The sequence below is a fragment of the Nonomuraea sp. 3N208 genome (assembly GCF_052245935.1).
GTDB lineage: Bacteria > Actinomycetota > Actinomycetes > Streptosporangiales > Streptosporangiaceae > Nonomuraea.
This window is the reverse complement of record NZ_JBQQBR010000069.1, coordinates 24,486-41,882: the sequence shown is the minus strand read 5'-3', so window position 1 is coordinate 41,882 and position 17,397 is coordinate 24,486. Positions and strand designations below refer to the sequence as shown.

The window sequence follows — 17,397 nt, the reverse complement described above, 5'->3', positions numbered from 1 at the left end:
CATGGACGATCCTCGGCAGCGGGCGCTTGGCCAGTGTCGTGCTCACGGTTCGTTGAGATCCTTACTCACCCTCATCACTCAGATGAACTTTAGTGGCATCTGTCTCAACAAACCTTGGCAGAGAGGGAAGCGCGGTAGCACATGGTCCTACGTCGTCCGTGTCAAAGACCCTGAGACCGGAGAGAGCCGCCCGAGGTGGGTGGGAGGCTTCGCCACCGAGGACGAGGCCAAGGAAGCCCGCGACGAGGCACGCGTAAAGGCTCGCCGCGGCGAATACATCGACCGGAACACCATCACCGTCGCCGAATACCTGGCCGAGTGGATCGAGGGCCATGCCATCGAGATCAAGCCGCACACCCTCAAGGGCTACAAAGACATGATCCGGCTCTACATCACTCCGCGAATCGGCACCGTCCGCCTCCAAGCTCTGCGCCCGTCAGCGATCACCAAGCTGTACCGTGACCTGCTGCTGGGCGGCGGCAGGAAGGGAGGGCCTCTAGCCGCGAACACCATCAAGCACGTCCACACGGTGCTCCGTAAGGCCCTCACGGACGCCGTCCTCGTCGACGAGCTCATTCCCAACAACCCGGCCGAACGAGCCAAGCTCCCTCGTACACAAGTCTCGGAACCCGGCATGGTGTGGACGCCGACACAGCTCCGCGCCTTCCTCGACACCGCTCGCGAACATCGCCTGTTCGCCTTCTTCCGCCTGGCCGCTTACACGGGCGCCAGGCGCGGTGAACTACTCAACCTCCGCTGGACCGACATCGACTGGGACAAGCCCCAAATCCACATCACCGGCTCCGCGGCGGTGATCGACCGCCAGCGCATCGAGGGCACCACCAAGAGCGGACGTTCCCGCGTGGTGTCCCTCGACTCCGGCTCAGTCAGGGTTCTCAAGGCCCACCGCGCCCGCCAGGACGAGGAACGCGTAAAGCTCGGCGAATCATGGAAGGGCGGCGGCGCCTACGTGTTCACGACCGGATGGGGAGACCCTCTCTTCCCTGACACGCCGAGTTCTCTGATGCCCAAGCTCATCGAGGCCCACAACAAGCAGAACCCCAAGGCCCAACTCCCCCACGCCCGCCTGCACGACCTCCGCCACATCCACGCCACAACGCTGCTCCTGGCAGGCGTCCCCGTCCACGTCGTCGCAGCCCGCCTCGGCCATGCCGACCCGGCAATCACCCTCCGTGTCTACGCCCACGTCATCCACGAACAGGCAGCCACGGCGGCCGATGTCTTCGCCAAGGCCGTCGGCGGATAGCGGGGAGCCACCGGGAGCCACCGTGTTAGCAAAGGTGTTAGCAAGATCTCGACATTGTCTTGACAAAGAGAAAGCCCCTGGCGGCGTAATGCCTGCTCAGGGGCCCTCTACTGAAGAGCCGACGAGGGGAATCGAACCCCTGACCTTCTGTTTACAAGACAGATGCTCTGCCGATTGAGCTACGTCGGCGCGGCCTATCAGTGTAGACGCTAGAGACGCCTGTGACGAGCGACTTCATACAGTGCCACACCCGCCGCCACGCCCGCGTTGAGGGATTCGGCCGCCGCGCGCATCGGGATGCGGGCCAGCACGTCGCAGTGCTCACGGACCAGGCGGGAGAGGCCCTTGCCCTCCGAGCCCACGACGATCACTGCGGGCTCGGACAGGAGTTGGACGTCGCCGATGTCGGTTTCGCCGGCGCCGTCGAGGCCGATGACGAACAGGCCCGCGTCGCGGTATTCCCGCAGTGCCGCCGTCAGGTTGGCGGCGCGGGCGACGCGGAGGTTGGCCAGGGTGCCGGCGGATGTCTTCCATGCGCCTCCCGTTACGCCGGCTGAGCGGCGCGAGGGGATGAGGAGGCCGTGGGCGCCGAAGGCGGTGGCGGAGCGGGCGATCGCGCCTAGGTTGCGGGGGTCGGTGACGGAGTCCAGGGCGACGATCAGAGGGGTCTCGGCCGCGTCTTGCGCGAGTTCCACCAACTCCGACGGGTGCGCGTAGTCGTAGGCGGGGATCTGGAGTGCGATGCCCTGGTGTACGCCGCCCTCCGTCAGGCGGTCGAGCTTTTCGCGGGTGGCCTCTAGCAAGGCGATGCCGCGTTCTGTCGCGATCTTGATGGAGTCGCGTACGCGGTCGTCGCTCTCGATGCGCTGGGCGACGTAGAGGGCGTTGGAGGGCACCCCTGCCTGCAGGGCCTCCAGCACGGGGTTGCGGCCGCCGATGTACTCAGGGGCGTCTTCCGAGCGGCGCTGCCGCGTCGAGGCCGTGCGGCGTGCGCCGCCCTGCTCCTCGCGGGCGATGCGCTCGGTGCGGGCCTTGTCCTTGTACCAATGGCGCATTTCGGCAGGCGGAGTCGCGCCCTTGCCCTGGAGCGAACGGCGACCCTGCCCCCCGGCGCCTTTGGACGGGCCCTTTTTCTTCGCGGGCCTGCCCGAAGCCCTACCCCCTGCTGCCATGCAATCAAGGGTACTCGGGCCGCCGGGCGCCTCATCCCACGCCGAACCTGACCACCGAACCTGACCACCCGACCCGGCCCCCCGAGCCCGGCCCCCCGGACCCGGCCCCCCGAGCTCGGCCACCGGAATTCGACTGCGGCGAGGTGAATCCTTCCGTGGCTGGAACTCCTCTCATACACGTCCCGGCGATCCCGCCGGCGACAACGAACATGGAGGTTGGTCATCGTGGTCGTAGGTATCGCCGTCGCCGTCGCTGCCGTGCTCATCTGCACGTGTAGTGTCGTCGTGCTCCGCCGGAGGGGACGTGAACGTGGCTGAGACGACGTGGTCGGACGAGCGGCTCGTCGCCGCCGCTCGCAGGGGTGACGTCGAGTCGATCGCGGCGCTGGTGGCGGGCGCGCACCCGCACGTGCAGCGGTTCGCGCGATCGTTGTGCGCCACCCCCGAGGACGCCGAGGACGCCGCGCAGGAGGCGCTCATCGTCCTGTATCGCAAGATCGGAACCTTGCGTGCTTCTGGGGCGATTGTCTCGTGGATGTTCAGGATCATTCGCAATGAGTGCATGCGGCGGGCCCGGCTCATGATGCGCTCCCCGAAGCCGCCGCTCCCCGAAGCCGTCGCGGTGCCGTCGGCCGAGGAGGAGGTGTTCGAGCGTCTGGAGGCCGCGCGGGTGGCGGCGGCGATCGCGGCGCTGCCCGCCGACCAGCGGCAGGTGCTGATCATGCGGGATGTGCAGGGGCTCAGTGGGCGGATGGTCGCCGACGCGCTGGGGCTCAGCATCGCGGCGACGAAGTCGCGGTTGCATCGTGCCCGTGCGGCGGTGCAGCGCACGTTGTCCGATCCAGCTCTAGGGGATCTCAATGCCGCCTTCTGATCTCACCGTCGTCGAGTCGTCCTGTTCCCGGAGGTCTCGATGACCGATGGCCGGAGCTTCGCGAGTTCGTCGCTGTCTCGGCATCTGGTGCGCGGTGTGGTGGGCTTCGGGGCGTTGATCGGCTCGGTTGTGCTCATCCCGGTGGTTGGGCCGGTCGCCTTGCTGCTGGCCCCCGTGGGGGTGATCGCCTTTCGCGGGTGCCCGACCTGCTGGGCGATCGGGCTGGCGCAGACGATCTCACGGGGGCGCATACAACGGTCGTGCTCGGACGGTGGATGCGAGCTCAAAGTGGCCGAACGTCCCCGTCGGAGGGTCTGATCTGGCATTCGGCCGAGCACCCCCAGGCACGCGGCAACGGAGGGAGGAATTGACCTCAAGTCTGCTTGGGGTTCTAGCGTGGTGTCATCCTGATCCTGCCCACCATCGCGAAGGATGACGATGCGGATCACCACCAGCCTGCCTGAGAACGATTCCGGCCTCCCCGCCATCGCCATGGCCCGCCACCTGGAAACCCTCGGGTACGACGCCGTCGGGATGCCGGATCTGCTCATCGGTGACGGCACGCCAGGATTCGACCCCGCCCTCGTCCTGGCTGCCGTGGCGGCCGCGACCAGCCGGATCAAGCTGGAATTCGGGGTGCTCACGCTGCCGCTCCGCCCTACTGCCTGGGTCGCCGCACAGATCCAGACACTCCAGCATCTGTCCGGTGGCCGTGTCGTGCTCGGCGTCGGCATCGGTGGCTTCCCCGGCTCGCCGTTCTGGCGCTCGGCCGGTGGAGCGCCGCAAGGAGAGCGCGGCCGCCGTACCGATGCCGCTCTGGAACTCCTGCCGCGCCTCATTCGGGGCGAACCGGCCGAGGTGCTGGCAGGCGAGAAGGTCGTCCTGGCCCCGGCCGCTCCGGTGCCGCCCATCCTGGTCGGCGGGAACTCCGAGGCCGCAATGCGCCGCGCCGTGCTGTACGGGGACGGCTGGGCGCCCTCACTCATCAACCCGCGGGCCCTGGCGGGGAAGGCGGCGCGATTGCGGGAAATCGCCGGCGAGCTCGGGCGGCCGGTCCCCTCGATCTCCGTGGGCGGTCACGCCTTCCTCGCGAGCGACTCCGCGGCCGCCGTGGAGTCTTTCGTCCGTTCCCTGGTCGACGTGCACCGGATGTCGCCTGAGGAGGCGGCGAGCGTCCCGGTGACCGGCGGTTCCGCGCAGGTGGCCGAGCGTCTGGCCGCGTACGCCGACGCTGGAGCCGACGCGGTCGGGCTCGGACTCGACGGTGGCGACTGGGCCCGGCAGGCCGAACTGCTCGCCGAGGCGAGAGCCCTGGCCGTGCCGAGCGAAAGTGCGGGCTAGCGGGACAGCTCCCAGCGGGGCCCGTGCGGCGTGTCCTCCACCGTGATGCCCGCCGCCGCCAGCTGGTCCCTGATCGCGTCCGCCGCCTCGTAGTCCTTGCGTGCCCTGGCCGCCTTCCGCTGCTCCAGCGCCACCGCCACGAGCGCGTCCACCACCGGCGCCAGGTCCGACCCGGCTCCCCGCCACTGCGGCGAGCGCGGGTCGAGGCCGAGGACGTCCAGCATGTTCTGTGTCTCGGCCAGCAGTCGCGCCACGGCCTCCTTGTCGCCCCGCGACAGCGCCACGTTGCCTTCGCGCACCACTTCGTGCACGACCGCGAGCGCCTGGGGCGTGCCCAGGTCGTCGTCGAGCGCGTCCGCGAACGCCTGCGGCAGCGGCGCGTGCGCGTCCACGTCGTGGATCACCTCGGCGGCACGGGTCACGAACCCCTCGATGCGCTGGTAGGCGGCCGCCGCCTCCAGCAGCGCCTCCTCCGAGTATTCGATCGAGGAGCGGTAATGCGGCGCCGCCAGGTAGTAGCGAAGCTCCACGGGGCGCACTTTCTTCACCATTTCGGGAATCAGCAGCGAGTTGCCGAGCGACTTGCTCATCTTCTCGGCGCCGATCTTGAGCATCCCGTTGTGCATCCAGAAGCGCGCGAACCCGTCGCCGGCCGCCTGGGACTGGGCGATCTCGTTCTCATGGTGCGGGAAGATCAGGTCGATCCCGCCCCCATGGATGTCGAACGTCGGCCCGAGGTATTTCGTCGCCATGGCCGAGCACTCCAGGTGCCAGCCAGGACGCCCGGGACCCCAGGGGGTCGGCCAGGTCGGCTCGCCCGGCTTCTCACCCTTCCACAGGGCGAAGTCGCGCGGGTCGCGCTTGCACGACTCGTCGTCGGTGTCGGCCGCGGCCCGCATGTTCTCCACCTTCTGGTTGGAGAGCGAGCCGTAGCGGTCGGCATACGACAGCACGTTGAAGTAGACGTCACCGCCCGAGGCGTAGGCGTGGCCGCCGTCGATGAGCCGCTGCATCAGCGTGATCATCTCGGGCACGTGCCCCGTGGCGCGCGGCTCGACGGTCGGCGGCAGGCAGCCCAGCGTGTTGTACGCCCACGTGAAGGCCCGCTGGTTGCGCTCGGCCACCACGAACCAGGGCACGTCCTCCGCGGCGGCCACCCTGATGATCTTGTCGTCGATGTCCGTGACGTTTCGGCAGAACATCACGTCATAGCCGAAACGTGTCATCCAACGCCGGAGCACATCGAAGTTCACACCTGAGCGGATGTGCCCGATGTGCGGAGGAGCCTGCACGGTCGCACCACACAGGTAAATCGACGCCCGGCCGGCTTCGACCGGAACGAATTCACGGATGGCGCGCGTGCTGGTGTCGTAGATGTGCAGGCTCACGAAGGAAAGGCTAACGCCTCGACGGCGTTATCACGTCGATAAATCAGCCCCGCACCGTGACCCGGTCCGGCCGGATCCGGACAATCAACCGCTCAACCCCCGGCTTGTCCTCCCATGACTGACCACGGTATTTCTGCGACAGCTCCTCGATGAGGGCGCCCTCGGGGTCGGCCGTCATGGTCACCCGCCCGCGGACCTCCACATACCGGTACGGGTCATCCGGGTCGATGACCAGCAGGCTCGCCCGCGGATCGCGCTCGAAATTACGCGGCTTCCTGCGTCCTCTGGCGGTCGAGAAGATCACGTCGTCGCCGTCCGTACGCACCCACACGACCGTCGACTGCGGCCCGCCGTCGGGGTTGATGCTTGTCACCGTCGCGTAGTTCGGAGCGTCCAGGAGTTTGCGTGCTTCTTCCGGCAGCTGGGCCATGTCTCTCCCTAGATCGGTCTTGATCCCCATTCTTCTGTAGGCTCGAAACCGCCATGGACGTGACTCCCCCCTCTACGCTCCGTCGCCTGGGCATCGCCCTGGCCGGGCTCGCGGTCGCCGCCCTGACCGGGGCCGCCTGCGCGCTCTCCTTCGACGACCTTCGTTCACTCGCCGTCACCGGCGAGGCCAGGCCGGATCTGGCCTTCCTCTATCCGGCCGCGTTCGACGCGCTCCTCGTGGTCGCGCTGATCGGCATCTTGCTGCTGCGCTCGGCCCGGCTGCTGGTACGGGTGCAGGCGGCGACCGTGCTGGTCCTGCTCATCGTGGCCGCGGCGGCGGCGAACGTCGCCCCGGCGGTGCGGTTCGTTTTCGACGTGCGGCAGGCCTCCGTGGGCGTGGCCCTGGCGCCCTGGGTCATGCTGGCCGTGGCCCTGTGGTTGTGGCTATTGATGATCAAGCACGTGCAGGCGCATCGGGGCGCCGAGGAAGAGGAGGGGGACGATGGCACGGGCGAACCGGACATCGTGCCCTTCCACCGCGGGCGGCCGGCCGAGACGCCGCCCCCGCTGGTCGCCGAGGCCCCCGCGCCCGTGATCGAGCCCACGCCGCTCGTCGGCCCTACCGCCGCCCCGGAGACCCCGCCGGTGCCCGCCCAGGAACGCCCCTCGGTCTCGGCTGAGGATCGGCCGCCCGTTTCGGCGCGGGTCACCGAATGGCCCGCCCGGGAGCATGCTCACGAGCCCATCCAGGAGCAGGCTCACGAGCCCGCCCAGGAGCAAGCTCACAAGCCGGTTCAGGACCAGGCTCACGAGCCGGTTCAGGACCAGGAGCACGCCTGGGCGGCCGCTGAGCCCGTCCAGGAGGAGGACGAGAAGCCCGCGCCAGAGTCTGAGACACGCCCTGTCCGCTGGGGTGACCGGGTCAAGCCGGCCGACGTCCTCGTTCACCCGCGCCCTGACGACAGGGGCGACAGGGACGACAGGGATAGGGATGCCGACACCCAGCCGCACCCCGTCTTCGAGGAGGACGGGGAAGTCCCCGACCCGGTTCACGGCCCAGAGGTCGCCGACGCCGACGAGCCCCGGACGACGGCGGGCCAAGCCGACGATCGCCAAGCGGTCGGCGGCGCCGACGTCGATGTCGTGGAACAGCGCGAGGAGGGGTTAGAGGACACCGCGCCGCACCCGGTGATCCACGACGACACCCCGGCGCCTTCCGGGCGCCTACGCAGCAGCCCACGCCCGCCAGAGGACTGACGCGGCGCCGTCGAGCGGCCCGATCCCAGAAGGCCCGCCCGGAAGCCAATGCTCCCGGGCGGGCCGATGTATCTCGCCTACACGCTGGTCCCCCGCCGGAGCCCGGCGACCAGGCCGACGCCGACAATCGCCAGCACCACCTGCATCACCAGTTCGATCCAGTCGATGCCCGGCGTCGTCTCCACGCCCAGCACCTGTGCGAGCAGCGTGCCCAGGAGGGCGGCCACGATGCCGACGACGATGGTGAGGATCCACCCGATGGCCTGCCTGCCGGGAAGCAGCAGGCGACCGATTGCGCCAATCACGGCGCCAATCACAATGGCGCCAAGGATGGACTGGATTGTCATGACATGAAACCTCCCCGTGAGAGTGAGCGGTTCACTCCCACGGGGATGCGCTACCCGATCTACGGCGATTATGCGCCGTCTTTGCGTAAGGGCAGGTTAGGTGGGTGTTCCACGGGTTCGTCCGGCGCGCCCCATGCCCATTCTGGTCACGAGGAGCACACCTACGACCGCCAGCGCGAGCTGGAGTATGTGCTCGATCCAGTCGATCCCGCGCGTGTCGGCCCAGCCGAAGGCGTGCGCTATCAGCGTGCCGATCAGCGCGGCCACGATGCCGACGATCAAGGTCAGGCCGATCGACATGCTTTGCTTGCCGGGCACTATCAGCCGGGCCAGCGCACCGACGATGGCGCCGATGACTAGTGCGGAGACAATCGCGCCGATCATGTGTTGCTCCCCCCGAAGACGTTCACATGTCGTGGGAAGACCTACCCGCCTAACAGGACAAACAACCCAAAGGGGAAGGCGGCGGTCCGTACCGCGCCAGTGACGAACCGCCGCCTCCGCATTGGGCGGGCTAGGCGACGACCCGCCAGGACACCCTCACGTATCCCACCATGAGGACGCCCGGCTATGCGGAAAGGTTGACTACCAACGCGGTCGCGATGGCCGCGATGCCCTCTCCGCGCCCGGTCAGCCCGAGCCCGTCGGTGGTGGTGGCGGAGACGCTCACAGGCGCCCCCACGGCGGCGCTGAGTGCCTTCTCGGCCTCCGTACGGCGCGGCGCCAGCTTGGGCCGGTTACCGATCACTTGGATGGCCACGTTGCCGATCTCGTAGCCCGCGGCACGCACGTGACGGGCGGTCTCCTCGAGCAGCTCAGCACCCGAGGCGCCGGCCCAGCGCGGGTCGGCGGTGCCGAACAGCAGGCCGAGATCGCCCAGCCCGGCCGCGGACAGCAGCGCATCGCACGCGGCGTGCGCGGCGGCGTCGCCGTCGGAATGGCCGTCCAGCCCGATCTCACCCGGCCAGTGCAGGCCGGCGAGGTTGAGCTCTCGCTCCGAAGCGCCTGAACTGAACGGGTGGACGTCGACTCCGACGCCCACCCGTGGAAGATTCGCGCTCAGGAGTTGAGAACCTCGTCAAGCAAGGCCTCGGCCTTGTCCTCATTGGTCTTCTCGGCCAGGGCAAGCTCACTGACCAGGATCTGCCGCGCCTTGGCGAGCATGCGCTTCTCACCCGCGGACAGACCGCGCTCGCGGTCCCTCCGCCACAGGTCCCGAACCACCTCGGCGACCTTGTTCACATCACCCGACGCGAGCTTCTCCAGATTGGCCTTGTATCGACGAGACCAGTTGGTCGGCTCTTCCGTGTGCGGCATCCTGAGGACGTCGAAAACCCGCTCTAGGCCTTCCTGGCCGACAACATCGCGCACACCGACGAGTTCTGCGTTTTCAGCTGGCACCTGGACGGTAAGGTCGCCCTTGTCGACCTTGAGCACCAAGTAGGTCTTTTCCTCACCCTTGATGGATCGCTTGGTGATTGCTTCGATCCGAGCAGCCCCATGGTGGGGGTAGACGACAGTGTCGCCGACCTGGAAAGTCATGTGACAAGTACCCCTTCCGCTGTACCCAAGAGTACCACGCATCCACAGCCTCCCGGAACAGTGAAATCCCCATAACTGCAGGTCAAAGCCGCGTATTGGGGCTTGACAAACGGTCAAGTCTATGAATCTCCATTGCGGACATAGCGAATGACCTGCGGGGGTGTGGATATGACCATGGATTCTGGTGGATATGGTGGGCGCTGCCCTACACGCACGCGCAAGACCAAGGAGAACCCGCCCGTGACCAGCCGTCGCTGGATTGTCATAGCCGCCGCGTTCTTGGCAGCGCCCGCACTCGCCGGCTGCGGGGCTGGATTCAACGCCACCACCAACGCGCCCTACGCCCCCAACGAGGCCCAAGCCTTGATCGAGAAGGGCGCTTACGGCTCTAGCGGCATTCAGATCCCGCAGGCATTCATCCTCGGCCCGGACGCGGGCGCCCAGCTTCCCTGGCGCGGCTCCGCCCCGATCTACCTGAATATCCTCAACACGTCCGGCACCCCCGACACCCTGCAGGCCGTCTCCGCCGGGAGCCTGGGCACGGTGAAGGTCACGGCCCCGATCCAGCTGCCGAGCAACCAGCTCGTGAACACCGGCAAGCCGAGCCCGCAGCTCATGCTCGAAGGGATCCCCAAGAGCCTCAGAGGCGGCGAGAGCATCAAGCTGGACCTCCAGTTCGCCAACGCCGGGACGGTGTCCATGCACGTGCCTGTGGTCACGCGCAGCCGCGAATTCGCGGCCTACCCCCCGGCCCCGGGTGCCACCGCGGCCCCCACGCCTACCCCGACGCCGTCGGCACACGCGGAAGAATCTCACTAAACATGAAAAAACCCTTGTTCCGGTACGGCGAACGCGTACCGGAACAAGGGTTTGATCACTCCTCGATCGCGTCGAACTTGTAGCCCAGGCCGCGCACGGTCAGGATGCAGCGCGGGTTGGACGGGTCGGACTCGATCTTCGCGCGCAGGCGCTTGACGTGGACGTCCAGCGTCTTGGTGTCGCCCACGTAATCGGCGCCCCAGACGCGGTCGATGAGCTGGCCGCGGGTGAGCACCCGGCCGGCGTTGCGCAGCAGGACCTCCAGCAGCTCGAACTCCTTCAGCGGCAACTGCACCTGCTCCCCACGCACGGCCACGACGTGCCGGTCGACGTCCATGCGGACGGGGCCGACGGCCAGCACCGCCGTCTCCAGCTCCTCCGGCGCGTCGCCCTGGCGGCGCAACACGGCGCGGATGCGGGCGACCAGCTCGCGCGAGGAGAACGGCTTGGTCACGTAATCGTCGGCGCCCAGCTCGAGGCCCACGACCTTGTCGATCTCGCTGTCCTTGGCCGTCAGCATGATGACCGGCACCTTGGAGCGCTGCCGGAGGGAACGGCACACCTCCGTACCGGGCAAACCCGGCAGCATCAGGTCGAGCAGCACCAGATCCGCGCCGTTACGGTCGAACGTGTCGAGCGCCTCGGGCCCGGTCGCCGCGACCGACACCTCGAAGCCCTCCTTGCGCAGCATGTAGGACAGGGCGTCGGAGAAGGACTCCTCATCTTCGACGACGAGTACTCGGGTCATTTGGCTGTCTCCAGGGGAATCGAGGGTGGTACGGCCACCGCCGTGCCGCCGAAGGCGGGCAGGCGGAGCGTGAAGGTGGAGCCGGACCCTTCCTTGCTCCATACGGACACCTCGCCGGCGTGCGCCGCGGCGACGTGCTTGACGATAGCGAGGCCAAGCCCCGTGCCGCCGGTGGCCCGGGATCTGGCCGCGTCGACGCGGAAGAAACGCTCGAAGATGCGCTCCAGCGCCTCCTCGGGGATGCCGATGCCCTGATCGCTGACGCTGATCTCCACGGACTCGTTCGCGGGGCGGACGCTGACCACGACCCTCGTGTGCTCCGGGCTGTAGGCGACGGCGTTGTCGATGAGGTTGCGCAGCGCGGTGACGAGCAGCTCGTCGTCGCCCCAGATGCGCAGGCCCTCGGTGCCGCCGGAGACGAGCGTGATGTCCTTGGCCACCGCCTTGGTGTTGCAGTGGTCGATGGCATCGTGCACGGCCTCGTCGATCGACACCTGCCCCGGGGTGGGGATGGGCTCGGCGCCCTGGATCCTGCTGAGCGTGATCAGGTCCTGGACGAGGTAGGTGAGCCGGGCCGCCTCGTGTTGCATGCGCCCGGCGAAGCGGGTGACCGCCTCGGGGTCGTCGGCGGCGTCCTGGATGGTCTCGGCCAGCAGGCTCAGCGCGCCGACCGGGGTCTTCAGCTCGTGGCTGACGTTGGCGACGAAGTCGCGGCGCACCGCCTCGACTCGGCGCCGCTCGGTCTGGTCCTCGGCGAGCACCAGAACCTGGCCGTAGGTGCCGAGTGGCGCCACGCGTACCGCGAAGTTGGTGGTTTCCTGGCCGAATTTGTGGCCGGCGACGTCGATCTCGCTCTCCCGGATCTCGCCGTCGCGGCGTACCTGGCGGGCCAGCGCGAGAAGTTCGGCGGCCATCAACCGATCGCCCTTGACCAGGCCGAACGCTCGCGCCGCCGAGCTGGCGCGCAACACGCGGTCGTGCGCGTCGAGCACCACGGCGGACGAGGGGAGCACCGCGAGCACGGAGGCCACGCCCTGCGGCAGCGCCGCGCCGGTCTCCACGCTGTCGGTGTCGGTGGTGCGGCTCGGAGCCTCGATCTGGTTTCGGTAGAACAGGACCGCCAGGGCGCCCACGACGAACCCGGCCAGGGCTACGAAGCTCATGGCCAACTCACTCATGTCTCCGATGGTAGGCGGCCTTTCCCCAGGGACAGACCCCCTCATCAGGGGATGAACATCCCTTTCCTGGAAAGTTCATTTGGCTGTAGGGGTTCGTTCATCGAGCGACACATACGGTTGCCACATGCGCGACGTCTATCACGAAGAACTCGACGGCCTGACCGACAAGCTGGTCGAGATGACCAGGCTCGTCCGGTCGGCCATCTCCCGCGCCACCACGGCGCTCCTCGACCCCGACCTCGCGCTCGCCGAGAACGTCATTTCCCGTGACGACGAGGTGAACACGCTGTTCGCGGAGATCGAGTCGACGATCTTCGATCTCATGGCCAGGCAGCAACCGGTCGCGATCGACCTGCGCACGATGATCACGGCGCTGCGCATGGGCACCGACCTGGAGCGCATGGGCGACCTGGCCGTACACGTCGCCAAGGTGGCCCGGCTGCGCCACCCCGACTCGGCGATCCCCCCGGAGATGCGCTCCACGATCCTGGAAATGGGCCAGATCGCCGAGAACATCGTCACCAAGGCCGGCAGCTGCGTGGCCTCTCGCGACGTCGAGTCGGCGCTGGAGCTGCCGCAGGACGACGACGCGATGGACCGGCTGCACAGCAAGCTGTTCCGGCTGCTGTTGTCGAAGGACTGGCAGCACGGGGTGGAGCCGGCCATCGACATCACGCTGATCGGGCGCTACTACGAGCGTTACGCCGACCACGCGGTACGAGTCGCGGAGGACGTCGTCTATCTGGTGACCGGCACCCGGCCAGGCTGATTTCTTCGGGCTGATTTCTTCGGGCCGCGACGATTTCGGGCGGCGCCGGGAGTCCTACCCTCGACGACCCAAAGGGAAGGACAACCGGCATGGCCACCACTCACACCGTCGATGTACCCGGCGCGCATCTGTACTACGAGGTCCGCGGCACGGGCCCGCTGCTCTTCGTCATCGGATCGCCGATGGACGCCGCTGCGTTCGCGCCGTTCGCCGACGCGCTCGCGGGCGACCACACCGTGGTCACCCTCGACCCGCGGGGCATCTCCGGCAGCACGCTCGACGACCCCGAGCAGGACTCCACGCCCGAGCTGCGGGCCGACGACGTCGTCGCGATCATGGACGCGCTCGGGGCGGAGACCGCCGACGTGTTCGGCAGCAGCGGCGGCGCGGTGACCGGGCTCGCGCTGGTCGAGCGGCATCCGCAGCGGGTGCGGACGCTGCTCGCGCACGAGCCTCCCGTCCTCGAGCTGCTTCCCGACGCCGCCGAACGGGGGGCCGGAACCGAGGACATCATCGAGACCTACCAGCGGGAGGGTGTGGGGGCGGCCTGGATGAAGTTCATGATCACCGCAGGCTTCGACCTGGAGGCCGAGGGGGCGCCCGAGGGGCCGCAGGAGCCGACGCCGCAGGATCTGGCCAACAGCGCCCACTTCTTCCTGCACGAGCTGCGCGGCACCGCCCGCTTCGTGCCCAACGTCGCGGCGCTGACGGCAGGCCCGGCGCGGGTCCTGGTCGGTGTGGGGGTCGAGTCGGGCAATCTGGTCACGTACCGGACGTCTGTTGCGCTGGCCGAGTTGCTCGGCACGCAGCCTGTCGAGTTCCCGGGCGACCACGGCGGGTTCATCGGGCGGCCGGTGGAGTGCGCGGACGTTCTGCGTAAGGCGCTGGCGGGCTGAGTCCTACGGCCCCGCGGACGAGCGGCCCGTGACGCTGCTCAGCCATCTGCTGTAGAACGCGGGGTTCTGAGCGGCGTCCCATTGCTCCAGCAGCGACGGGCCCGTCGGCTGGATGTCGGCGACGAGCAGGGCAGGTTCGCCGGCGGGCGCCTCGCTGACGATCCGGCCGTCGGGGGCGACGATCGTGGTCGCGCCGATGCCCTCCCGCGCCCCGGCCGATTCAGTGACGTCGGCCGCGATCATCCAGCAGTCGTTCTCCACGGCCCGGGCGATGAGGTTCGAGCGGGACCTGACCCGCCAGCGGCGGGCGACGTCCGCGTGCAGGTCGTTGTTGAGCGGGCAGGCCAAGATGCGGGCGCCCGCCAGCGCCAGCAGGCGCGACGGTTCGATGAAGTTGCAGTCGTAGCAGATCACCACGCCGAACGCGGTGTCGGCGTGGTGATGGAGCGGCAGGTCCGCGCCCGGGTCAAAGGCCGCCTCCCTGGGGAACAGCTTGCGCGTGACACCGAGCAGGCGGCCGTCGCTGACGACCGCCGCCGAGCTGTGCAGCCGCCCGTCGCCGGCGCGCTCAGTGAAGCCCGCGACGACGGTCAGGCCCGGAGCGGCGGCACGTAACGCCGGGATCAGCTCCGTCGCCGCCATGGCCACGGCCTCGGCGGCGGCCCGACCGGCGGGCATGCCGCCGAAGTAGCACTCCGGGAGGACGAGTAACTCGACGCCCTCCAGTGCGCACTGGTCAAGAGCCTCCGCGAGGCCGCCGCCCGCGTGGCAGGCCAAAGAGGACTGGAGTGCCGCTACCTTCAACGACCCTGGTTGGCGACGGCCTCGATCGCGGCCTTGGCGGCATCCGGGTCCAGGTATTGGCCGCCGCGCTGCCGCGGCCTGAACTCGGCGTCCAGCTCGTAGACCAGCGGGATCCCGGTCGGGATGTTGAGCCCGGCGATGTCCTCGTCGCTGATGTCGTCCAGGTGCTTCACCAGGGCCCGCAGCGAGTTGCCGTGCGCCGCCACCAGGACGGTCCGTCCGGCCGCCAGGTCCGGCACGATCTCGTCGTACCAGTACGGCATCATGCGGTCGACGACGTCCTTCAGGCACTCCGTCCGCGGCATGAGCTCCGGCGGCAGGAGGGCGTAGCGGGGGTCGCTGGCCTGGGAGTATTCGTCGTCGTCGGCGATCGGAGGCGGTGGCACGTCGTACGAGCGGCGCCACAACATGAACTGCTCGTCCCCGAACTCCTCCCGGGTCTGCGCCTTGTTCTTGCCCTGCAGCGCCCCGTAGTGGCGCTCGTTGAGCCGCCAGCTGCGCTTGACCGGCAGCCAGAGCAGGTCGGCCTCCGCCTGCGCCAGCTGAGCCGTCTGGATCGCCCTGGTCAGGAGGCTGGTGTGGACGATGTCCGGACGCAGCCCCGCGTCCTGGAGGAGCTTGCCTCCGCGGCGGGCCTCGTCCTCGCCCTTGGCCGAGAGGCTCACGTCCACCCAACCGGTGAACAGCCCCTTAGCGTTCCAGTCACTCTCGCCGTGCCGTAGCAGCACCAAAGTCGCCATGGGGCCAATAGTACGGATTCAGCGGTCAGGGTCGGCGAATCGGGCGAACGCCTGGAGGTTGGCCAGCGACTCCCCCCGCTTGGCCCGCCACGCCCACTCCCGCCTGATCGAGGAGGCGAACCCCAGCTCCAGCGCCCGGTCGAACCAGTCGTCCGAGTACGTCAGCACGCAGCCGAGCAGCCGGTCCACCTCCTCCCCGGTGACGGCGGACAGCGGCACCCGGCCCACGAGATACACGTCCCCGACGGGGTCGAGGGAGAAGTGCACCCCGTACATGGAGCCGTTCTTCTCCAGCAGCCAGCGGTAGAACTCGGCGTGGTTCTCGTCGGGCTGGCGACAGAAGAACGCCTCGACGTGGAGCACCCGCTCCCCCACGATCAGCCAGGTCATGGTGGCGAGCTTGTGCTGGCCAGGGAGTTTGACGAGGAACGCCCCTGGCCGCGGCTCCTCATAGGAGACCTCCGCGGCCTTGAGCGCGGCTTCGACGAGATCGCGCATAGAAATGCAGGCTACAGATTCACTGCCACGGGCGTCTTGTGCAGGTTAGCGATGGCGCCCGCGTAGACCTCCACCAGCCGTGAGGCGGTGGCCTGCCAGCCGAAGGCGGCCGCGTGGGTGCGGGCGCCCTGCGAGAGCTGGTGGCGCCACTGCGGCGTGGTGATGACGCTGCGGAGCGCCTGAGCCCATTCGGCCGGGTCGTGGCCGTCCACGAGCAGGCCCGAGACGCCGTCTCGCACGGCGGTGCGCAGGCCGCCGACGGCGGCCGCGGCCACGGGTGTGCCGCACGCCTGGGACTCCAGGGCGACGAGGCCGAACGACTCGCTGTAGGAGGGGACGACGGTGACGGAGGCCGCCCGGTACCAGTCGGCCAGCTCGTGCTGAGCGGCAGGGGGCACGAGGCGTACGACGTCGGAGATGCCCAGCTCGACGGCCAGCTCGGTGAGGATGGACGGCCGGGCCAGACCGTTGCCTGACGGGCCGCCCACACAGGCGATCACCAGGCGTTCACGCAGCGACGGGTCCTCGATGAGCATTCTGGAGGCGGCGCGCAGCAGCACGTCGGGGGCCTTGAGGGGCTGGATGCGGCCCACGAACAGCAGCACGTGCGCGCCCAGCGGCAGGCCGAGCCGGTCCCTGGCGGCGGCTTGGGAGCCGGGCCTGAAGACGGTGAGGTTGACGCCGGGGTTGACGACGGCGACGCGGTCCTCGGCGGCGCCGTACAGGTCGATGAGCTCGCCGGCCTCGTCGGCGGTGTTGGCCACGAGGCGGTCGGCGATCTCCACGACCTGTTCCTCGCCGACCACGCGGGCCTGCGGCTCCGGCTTGTCGCCGGCGGCGAGCAGGAGGTTCTTGACCTTGGCCATGGTGTGCATGGTGTGCACGAGCGGCACGCCCCAGCGTTCCTTGGCCAGCCAGCCGACCTGGCCGGACAGCCAGTAGTGGGAGTGGATGACGTCGTAGCGGCCCGGGTCGTACATGGCCTCGGTGCGCAGCACCTCCGACAGGAACGCGCACAGCTGCCCGGGCAGGTCGGCGCGGTCCATCTCCTCGTACGGTCCGGCGGTCAGGTGCCTGACGAGGACGCCGGGGGCGAGTTCGGCCACGGGTGGCAGGTCGCGGGCGGTCGCCCTGGTGAAGATCTCCACTTCGACGCCCAGCTGCGCCAGCAGCTTGGCGGACTCGACGATGTACACGTTCATGCCCCCGGCGTCGCCCGTTCCCGGCTGGTCCAGGGGGGATGTGTGCATGCTGATGGTCGCGACCCGGCTGACCCGTCGTCGCCTCACTCGACACCACCTCCAAGAGCGTTACAACCATCGAAATTT

General features: G+C 68.7%; 20 protein-coding genes and 1 tRNA gene. 7 read left to right on the top strand and 14 right to left on the bottom strand.

All coding sequences use genetic code 11. The features are described from left to right. The first annotated feature begins 1 nt into the window (after position 1). On the top strand, positions 2 to 1,267 hold the full coding sequence (locus ACTWPT_RS55635; RefSeq protein WP_443185664.1) for a tyrosine-type recombinase/integrase: 1,266 nt from the start codon (positions 2 to 4) through the stop codon (positions 1,265 to 1,267). 116 nt (positions 1,268 to 1,383) lie between these two features. Here ACTWPT_RS55635 and ACTWPT_RS55630 read toward each other — a convergent pair. Together ACTWPT_RS55630 and rlmB are read right to left on the bottom strand one after the other, a co-directional pair. Further along, positions 1,384 to 1,456: transfer RNA gene (locus tag ACTWPT_RS55630), tRNA-Thr, on the bottom strand. A 20-nt stretch (positions 1,457 to 1,476) separates the two neighbouring features. Continuing rightward, positions 1,477 to 2,439: a 23S rRNA (guanosine(2251)-2'-O)-methyltransferase RlmB gene (gene rlmB / locus ACTWPT_RS55625; RefSeq protein WP_443185663.1), complete on the bottom strand. Its 963-nt coding sequence runs from the start codon at positions 2,437 to 2,439 to the stop codon at positions 1,477 to 1,479. A gap of 310 nt (positions 2,440 to 2,749) precedes the next feature. Between rlmB and ACTWPT_RS55620 the strand changes: the two genes are divergently transcribed. Both ACTWPT_RS55620 and ACTWPT_RS55615 read left to right on the top strand, forming a co-directional pair. Next, the gene (locus ACTWPT_RS55620) at positions 2,750 to 3,313 is read left to right on the top strand and encodes an RNA polymerase sigma factor (protein ID WP_443185662.1); all 564 of its coding nucleotides are present in this window, start codon (positions 2,750 to 2,752) and stop codon (positions 3,311 to 3,313) included. A 432-nt stretch (positions 3,314 to 3,745) separates the two neighbouring features. Continuing rightward, complete coding sequence (locus tag ACTWPT_RS55615) at positions 3,746 to 4,654, top strand: LLM class flavin-dependent oxidoreductase (protein WP_443185661.1); 909 nt, start codon at positions 3,746 to 3,748, stop codon at positions 4,652 to 4,654. Here the strand turns inward: ACTWPT_RS55615 and cysS are convergent. Further along, positions 4,651 to 6,042 (bottom strand): cysteine--tRNA ligase, encoded by a 1,392-nt coding sequence (gene cysS, locus ACTWPT_RS55610; protein ID WP_443185660.1) that lies wholly within the window; start codon positions 6,040 to 6,042, stop codon positions 4,651 to 4,653. The genes ACTWPT_RS55615 and cysS overlap by 4 nt on opposite strands. Before the next feature lie 43 nt (positions 6,043 to 6,085). Then, a complete protein-coding gene (locus tag ACTWPT_RS55605) occupies positions 6,086 to 6,472 on the bottom strand; it encodes a PPOX class F420-dependent oxidoreductase (protein WP_443185659.1) in 387 nt (128 codons plus the stop codon). Positions 6,473 to 6,525: 53 nt separating this feature from the next. Here ACTWPT_RS55605 and ACTWPT_RS55600 point away from each other — a divergent pair, with 53 nt between their 5' ends. Further along, a complete protein-coding gene (locus ACTWPT_RS55600) occupies positions 6,526 to 7,728 on the top strand; it encodes a DUF2637 domain-containing protein (RefSeq protein WP_443185658.1) in 1,203 nt (400 codons plus the stop codon). Between the two features lie 77 nt (positions 7,729 to 7,805). Here the strand turns inward: ACTWPT_RS55600 and ACTWPT_RS55595 are convergent, their stop codons facing one another. From ACTWPT_RS55595 to ACTWPT_RS55580, 4 genes are all read right to left on the bottom strand, one after another. Then, on the bottom strand, positions 7,806 to 8,075 hold the full coding sequence (locus tag ACTWPT_RS55595) for a GlsB/YeaQ/YmgE family stress response membrane protein (RefSeq protein WP_397126264.1): 270 nt from the start codon (positions 8,073 to 8,075) through the stop codon (positions 7,806 to 7,808). 96 nt (positions 8,076 to 8,171) lie between these two features. Then, positions 8,172 to 8,459, bottom strand: a complete 288-nt coding sequence (locus tag ACTWPT_RS55590) for a GlsB/YeaQ/YmgE family stress response membrane protein (protein WP_443185657.1) — start codon at positions 8,457 to 8,459, stop codon at positions 8,172 to 8,174. 184 nt (positions 8,460 to 8,643) lie between these two features. Then, positions 8,644 to 9,117 (bottom strand): 2-C-methyl-D-erythritol 2,4-cyclodiphosphate synthase, encoded by a 474-nt coding sequence (gene ispF, locus ACTWPT_RS55585; protein ID WP_443185656.1) that lies wholly within the window; start codon positions 9,115 to 9,117, stop codon positions 8,644 to 8,646. A 17-nt stretch (positions 9,118 to 9,134) separates the two neighbouring features. Then, complete coding sequence (locus ACTWPT_RS55580; RefSeq protein WP_043624891.1) at positions 9,135 to 9,617, bottom strand: CarD family transcriptional regulator; 483 nt, start codon at positions 9,615 to 9,617, stop codon at positions 9,135 to 9,137. Positions 9,618 to 9,857: 240 nt separating this feature from the next. Between ACTWPT_RS55580 and ACTWPT_RS55575 the strand changes: the two genes are divergently transcribed. After that, positions 9,858 to 10,436, top strand: a complete 579-nt coding sequence (locus ACTWPT_RS55575; protein ID WP_443185655.1) for a copper chaperone PCu(A)C — start codon at positions 9,858 to 9,860, stop codon at positions 10,434 to 10,436. Positions 10,437 to 10,491: 55 nt separating this feature from the next. On the opposite strand, the gene ACTWPT_RS55570 is transcribed toward ACTWPT_RS55575, so the two are convergent. Both ACTWPT_RS55570 and ACTWPT_RS55565 read right to left on the bottom strand, forming a co-directional pair. Further along, positions 10,492 to 11,184, bottom strand: a complete 693-nt coding sequence (locus ACTWPT_RS55570) for a winged helix-turn-helix domain-containing protein (protein WP_443185654.1) — start codon at positions 11,182 to 11,184, stop codon at positions 10,492 to 10,494. Next, positions 11,181 to 12,362 carry a sensor histidine kinase gene (locus ACTWPT_RS55565; protein WP_443185653.1) on the bottom strand — a complete coding sequence of 394 codons (1,182 nt, stop codon included), beginning with the start codon at positions 12,360 to 12,362 and terminating at the stop codon, positions 11,181 to 11,183. Before ACTWPT_RS55565 ends, ACTWPT_RS55570 begins: the two co-directional genes overlap by 4 nt. A 124-nt stretch (positions 12,363 to 12,486) precedes the next feature. Here ACTWPT_RS55565 and phoU point away from each other — a divergent pair, with 124 nt between their 5' ends. Together phoU and ACTWPT_RS55555 are read left to right on the top strand one after the other, a co-directional pair. Then, on the top strand, positions 12,487 to 13,131 hold the full coding sequence (gene phoU, locus ACTWPT_RS55560; RefSeq protein ID WP_443185652.1) for a phosphate signaling complex protein PhoU: 645 nt from the start codon (positions 12,487 to 12,489) through the stop codon (positions 13,129 to 13,131). 89 nt (positions 13,132 to 13,220) lie between these two features. Beyond that, positions 13,221 to 14,027: an alpha/beta fold hydrolase gene (locus ACTWPT_RS55555; protein WP_443185651.1), complete on the top strand. Its 807-nt coding sequence runs from the start codon at positions 13,221 to 13,223 to the stop codon at positions 14,025 to 14,027. A gap of 3 nt (positions 14,028 to 14,030) precedes the next feature. On the opposite strand, the gene ACTWPT_RS55550 is transcribed toward ACTWPT_RS55555, so the two are convergent. From ACTWPT_RS55550 to mshA, 4 genes are read right to left on the bottom strand one after another with little or no spacing between them, the layout of a single operon-like run. Beyond that, the gene (locus tag ACTWPT_RS55550; protein WP_443185650.1) at positions 14,031 to 14,831 is read right to left on the bottom strand and encodes a carbon-nitrogen hydrolase family protein; all 801 of its coding nucleotides are present in this window, start codon (positions 14,829 to 14,831) and stop codon (positions 14,031 to 14,033) included. Next, positions 14,828 to 15,571 (bottom strand): phosphoglyceromutase, encoded by a 744-nt coding sequence (locus tag ACTWPT_RS55545; RefSeq protein ID WP_443185649.1) that lies wholly within the window; start codon positions 15,569 to 15,571, stop codon positions 14,828 to 14,830. The genes ACTWPT_RS55550 and ACTWPT_RS55545 overlap by 4 nt, the downstream gene beginning before the upstream one ends. An 18-nt stretch (positions 15,572 to 15,589) precedes the next feature. Continuing rightward, positions 15,590 to 16,069: a YbjN domain-containing protein gene (locus ACTWPT_RS55540; protein ID WP_443185648.1), complete on the bottom strand. Its 480-nt coding sequence runs from the start codon at positions 16,067 to 16,069 to the stop codon at positions 15,590 to 15,592. Between the two features lie 11 nt (positions 16,070 to 16,080). Next, positions 16,081 to 17,358 carry a D-inositol-3-phosphate glycosyltransferase gene (gene mshA, locus ACTWPT_RS55535; RefSeq protein ID WP_443185647.1) on the bottom strand — a complete coding sequence of 426 codons (1,278 nt, stop codon included), beginning with the start codon at positions 17,356 to 17,358 and terminating at the stop codon, positions 16,081 to 16,083. Positions 17,359 to 17,397 lie beyond the last annotated feature (39 nt).

Coding starts and splice junctions, on each gene's coding strand:
- ACTWPT_RS55635 (WP_443185664.1), top strand. CDS start 2: ATGGACGATCCTCGGCAGCGGGCGCTTGGCCAGTGTCGTGCTCACGGT.
- rlmB (WP_443185663.1), bottom strand. CDS start 2,439: ATGGCAGCAGGGGGTAGGGCTTCGGGCAGGCCCGCGAAGAAAAAGGGC.
- ACTWPT_RS55615 (WP_443185661.1), top strand. CDS start 3,746: ATGACGATGCGGATCACCACCAGCCTGCCTGAGAACGATTCCGGCCTC.
- ACTWPT_RS55605 (WP_443185659.1), bottom strand. CDS start 6,472: ATGGCCCAGCTGCCGGAAGAAGCACGCAAACTCCTGGACGCTCCGAAC.
- ACTWPT_RS55600 (WP_443185658.1), top strand. CDS start 6,526: ATGGACGTGACTCCCCCCTCTACGCTCCGTCGCCTGGGCATCGCCCTG.
- ACTWPT_RS55595 (WP_397126264.1), bottom strand. CDS start 8,075: ATGACAATCCAGTCCATCCTTGGCGCCATTGTGATTGGCGCCGTGATT.
- ACTWPT_RS55590 (WP_443185657.1), bottom strand. CDS start 8,459: ATGATCGGCGCGATTGTCTCCGCACTAGTCATCGGCGCCATCGTCGGT.
- ACTWPT_RS55580 (WP_043624891.1), bottom strand. CDS start 9,617: ATGACTTTCCAGGTCGGCGACACTGTCGTCTACCCCCACCATGGGGCT.
- ACTWPT_RS55570 (WP_443185654.1), bottom strand. CDS start 11,184: ATGACCCGAGTACTCGTCGTCGAAGATGAGGAGTCCTTCTCCGACGCC.
- ACTWPT_RS55565 (WP_443185653.1), bottom strand. CDS start 12,362: ATGAGTGAGTTGGCCATGAGCTTCGTAGCCCTGGCCGGGTTCGTCGTG.
- phoU (WP_443185652.1), top strand. CDS start 12,487: ATGCGCGACGTCTATCACGAAGAACTCGACGGCCTGACCGACAAGCTG.
- ACTWPT_RS55555 (WP_443185651.1), top strand. CDS start 13,221: ATGGCCACCACTCACACCGTCGATGTACCCGGCGCGCATCTGTACTAC.
- ACTWPT_RS55545 (WP_443185649.1), bottom strand. CDS start 15,571: ATGGCGACTTTGGTGCTGCTACGGCACGGCGAGAGTGACTGGAACGCT.
- ACTWPT_RS55540 (WP_443185648.1), bottom strand. CDS start 16,069: ATGCGCGATCTCGTCGAAGCCGCGCTCAAGGCCGCGGAGGTCTCCTAT.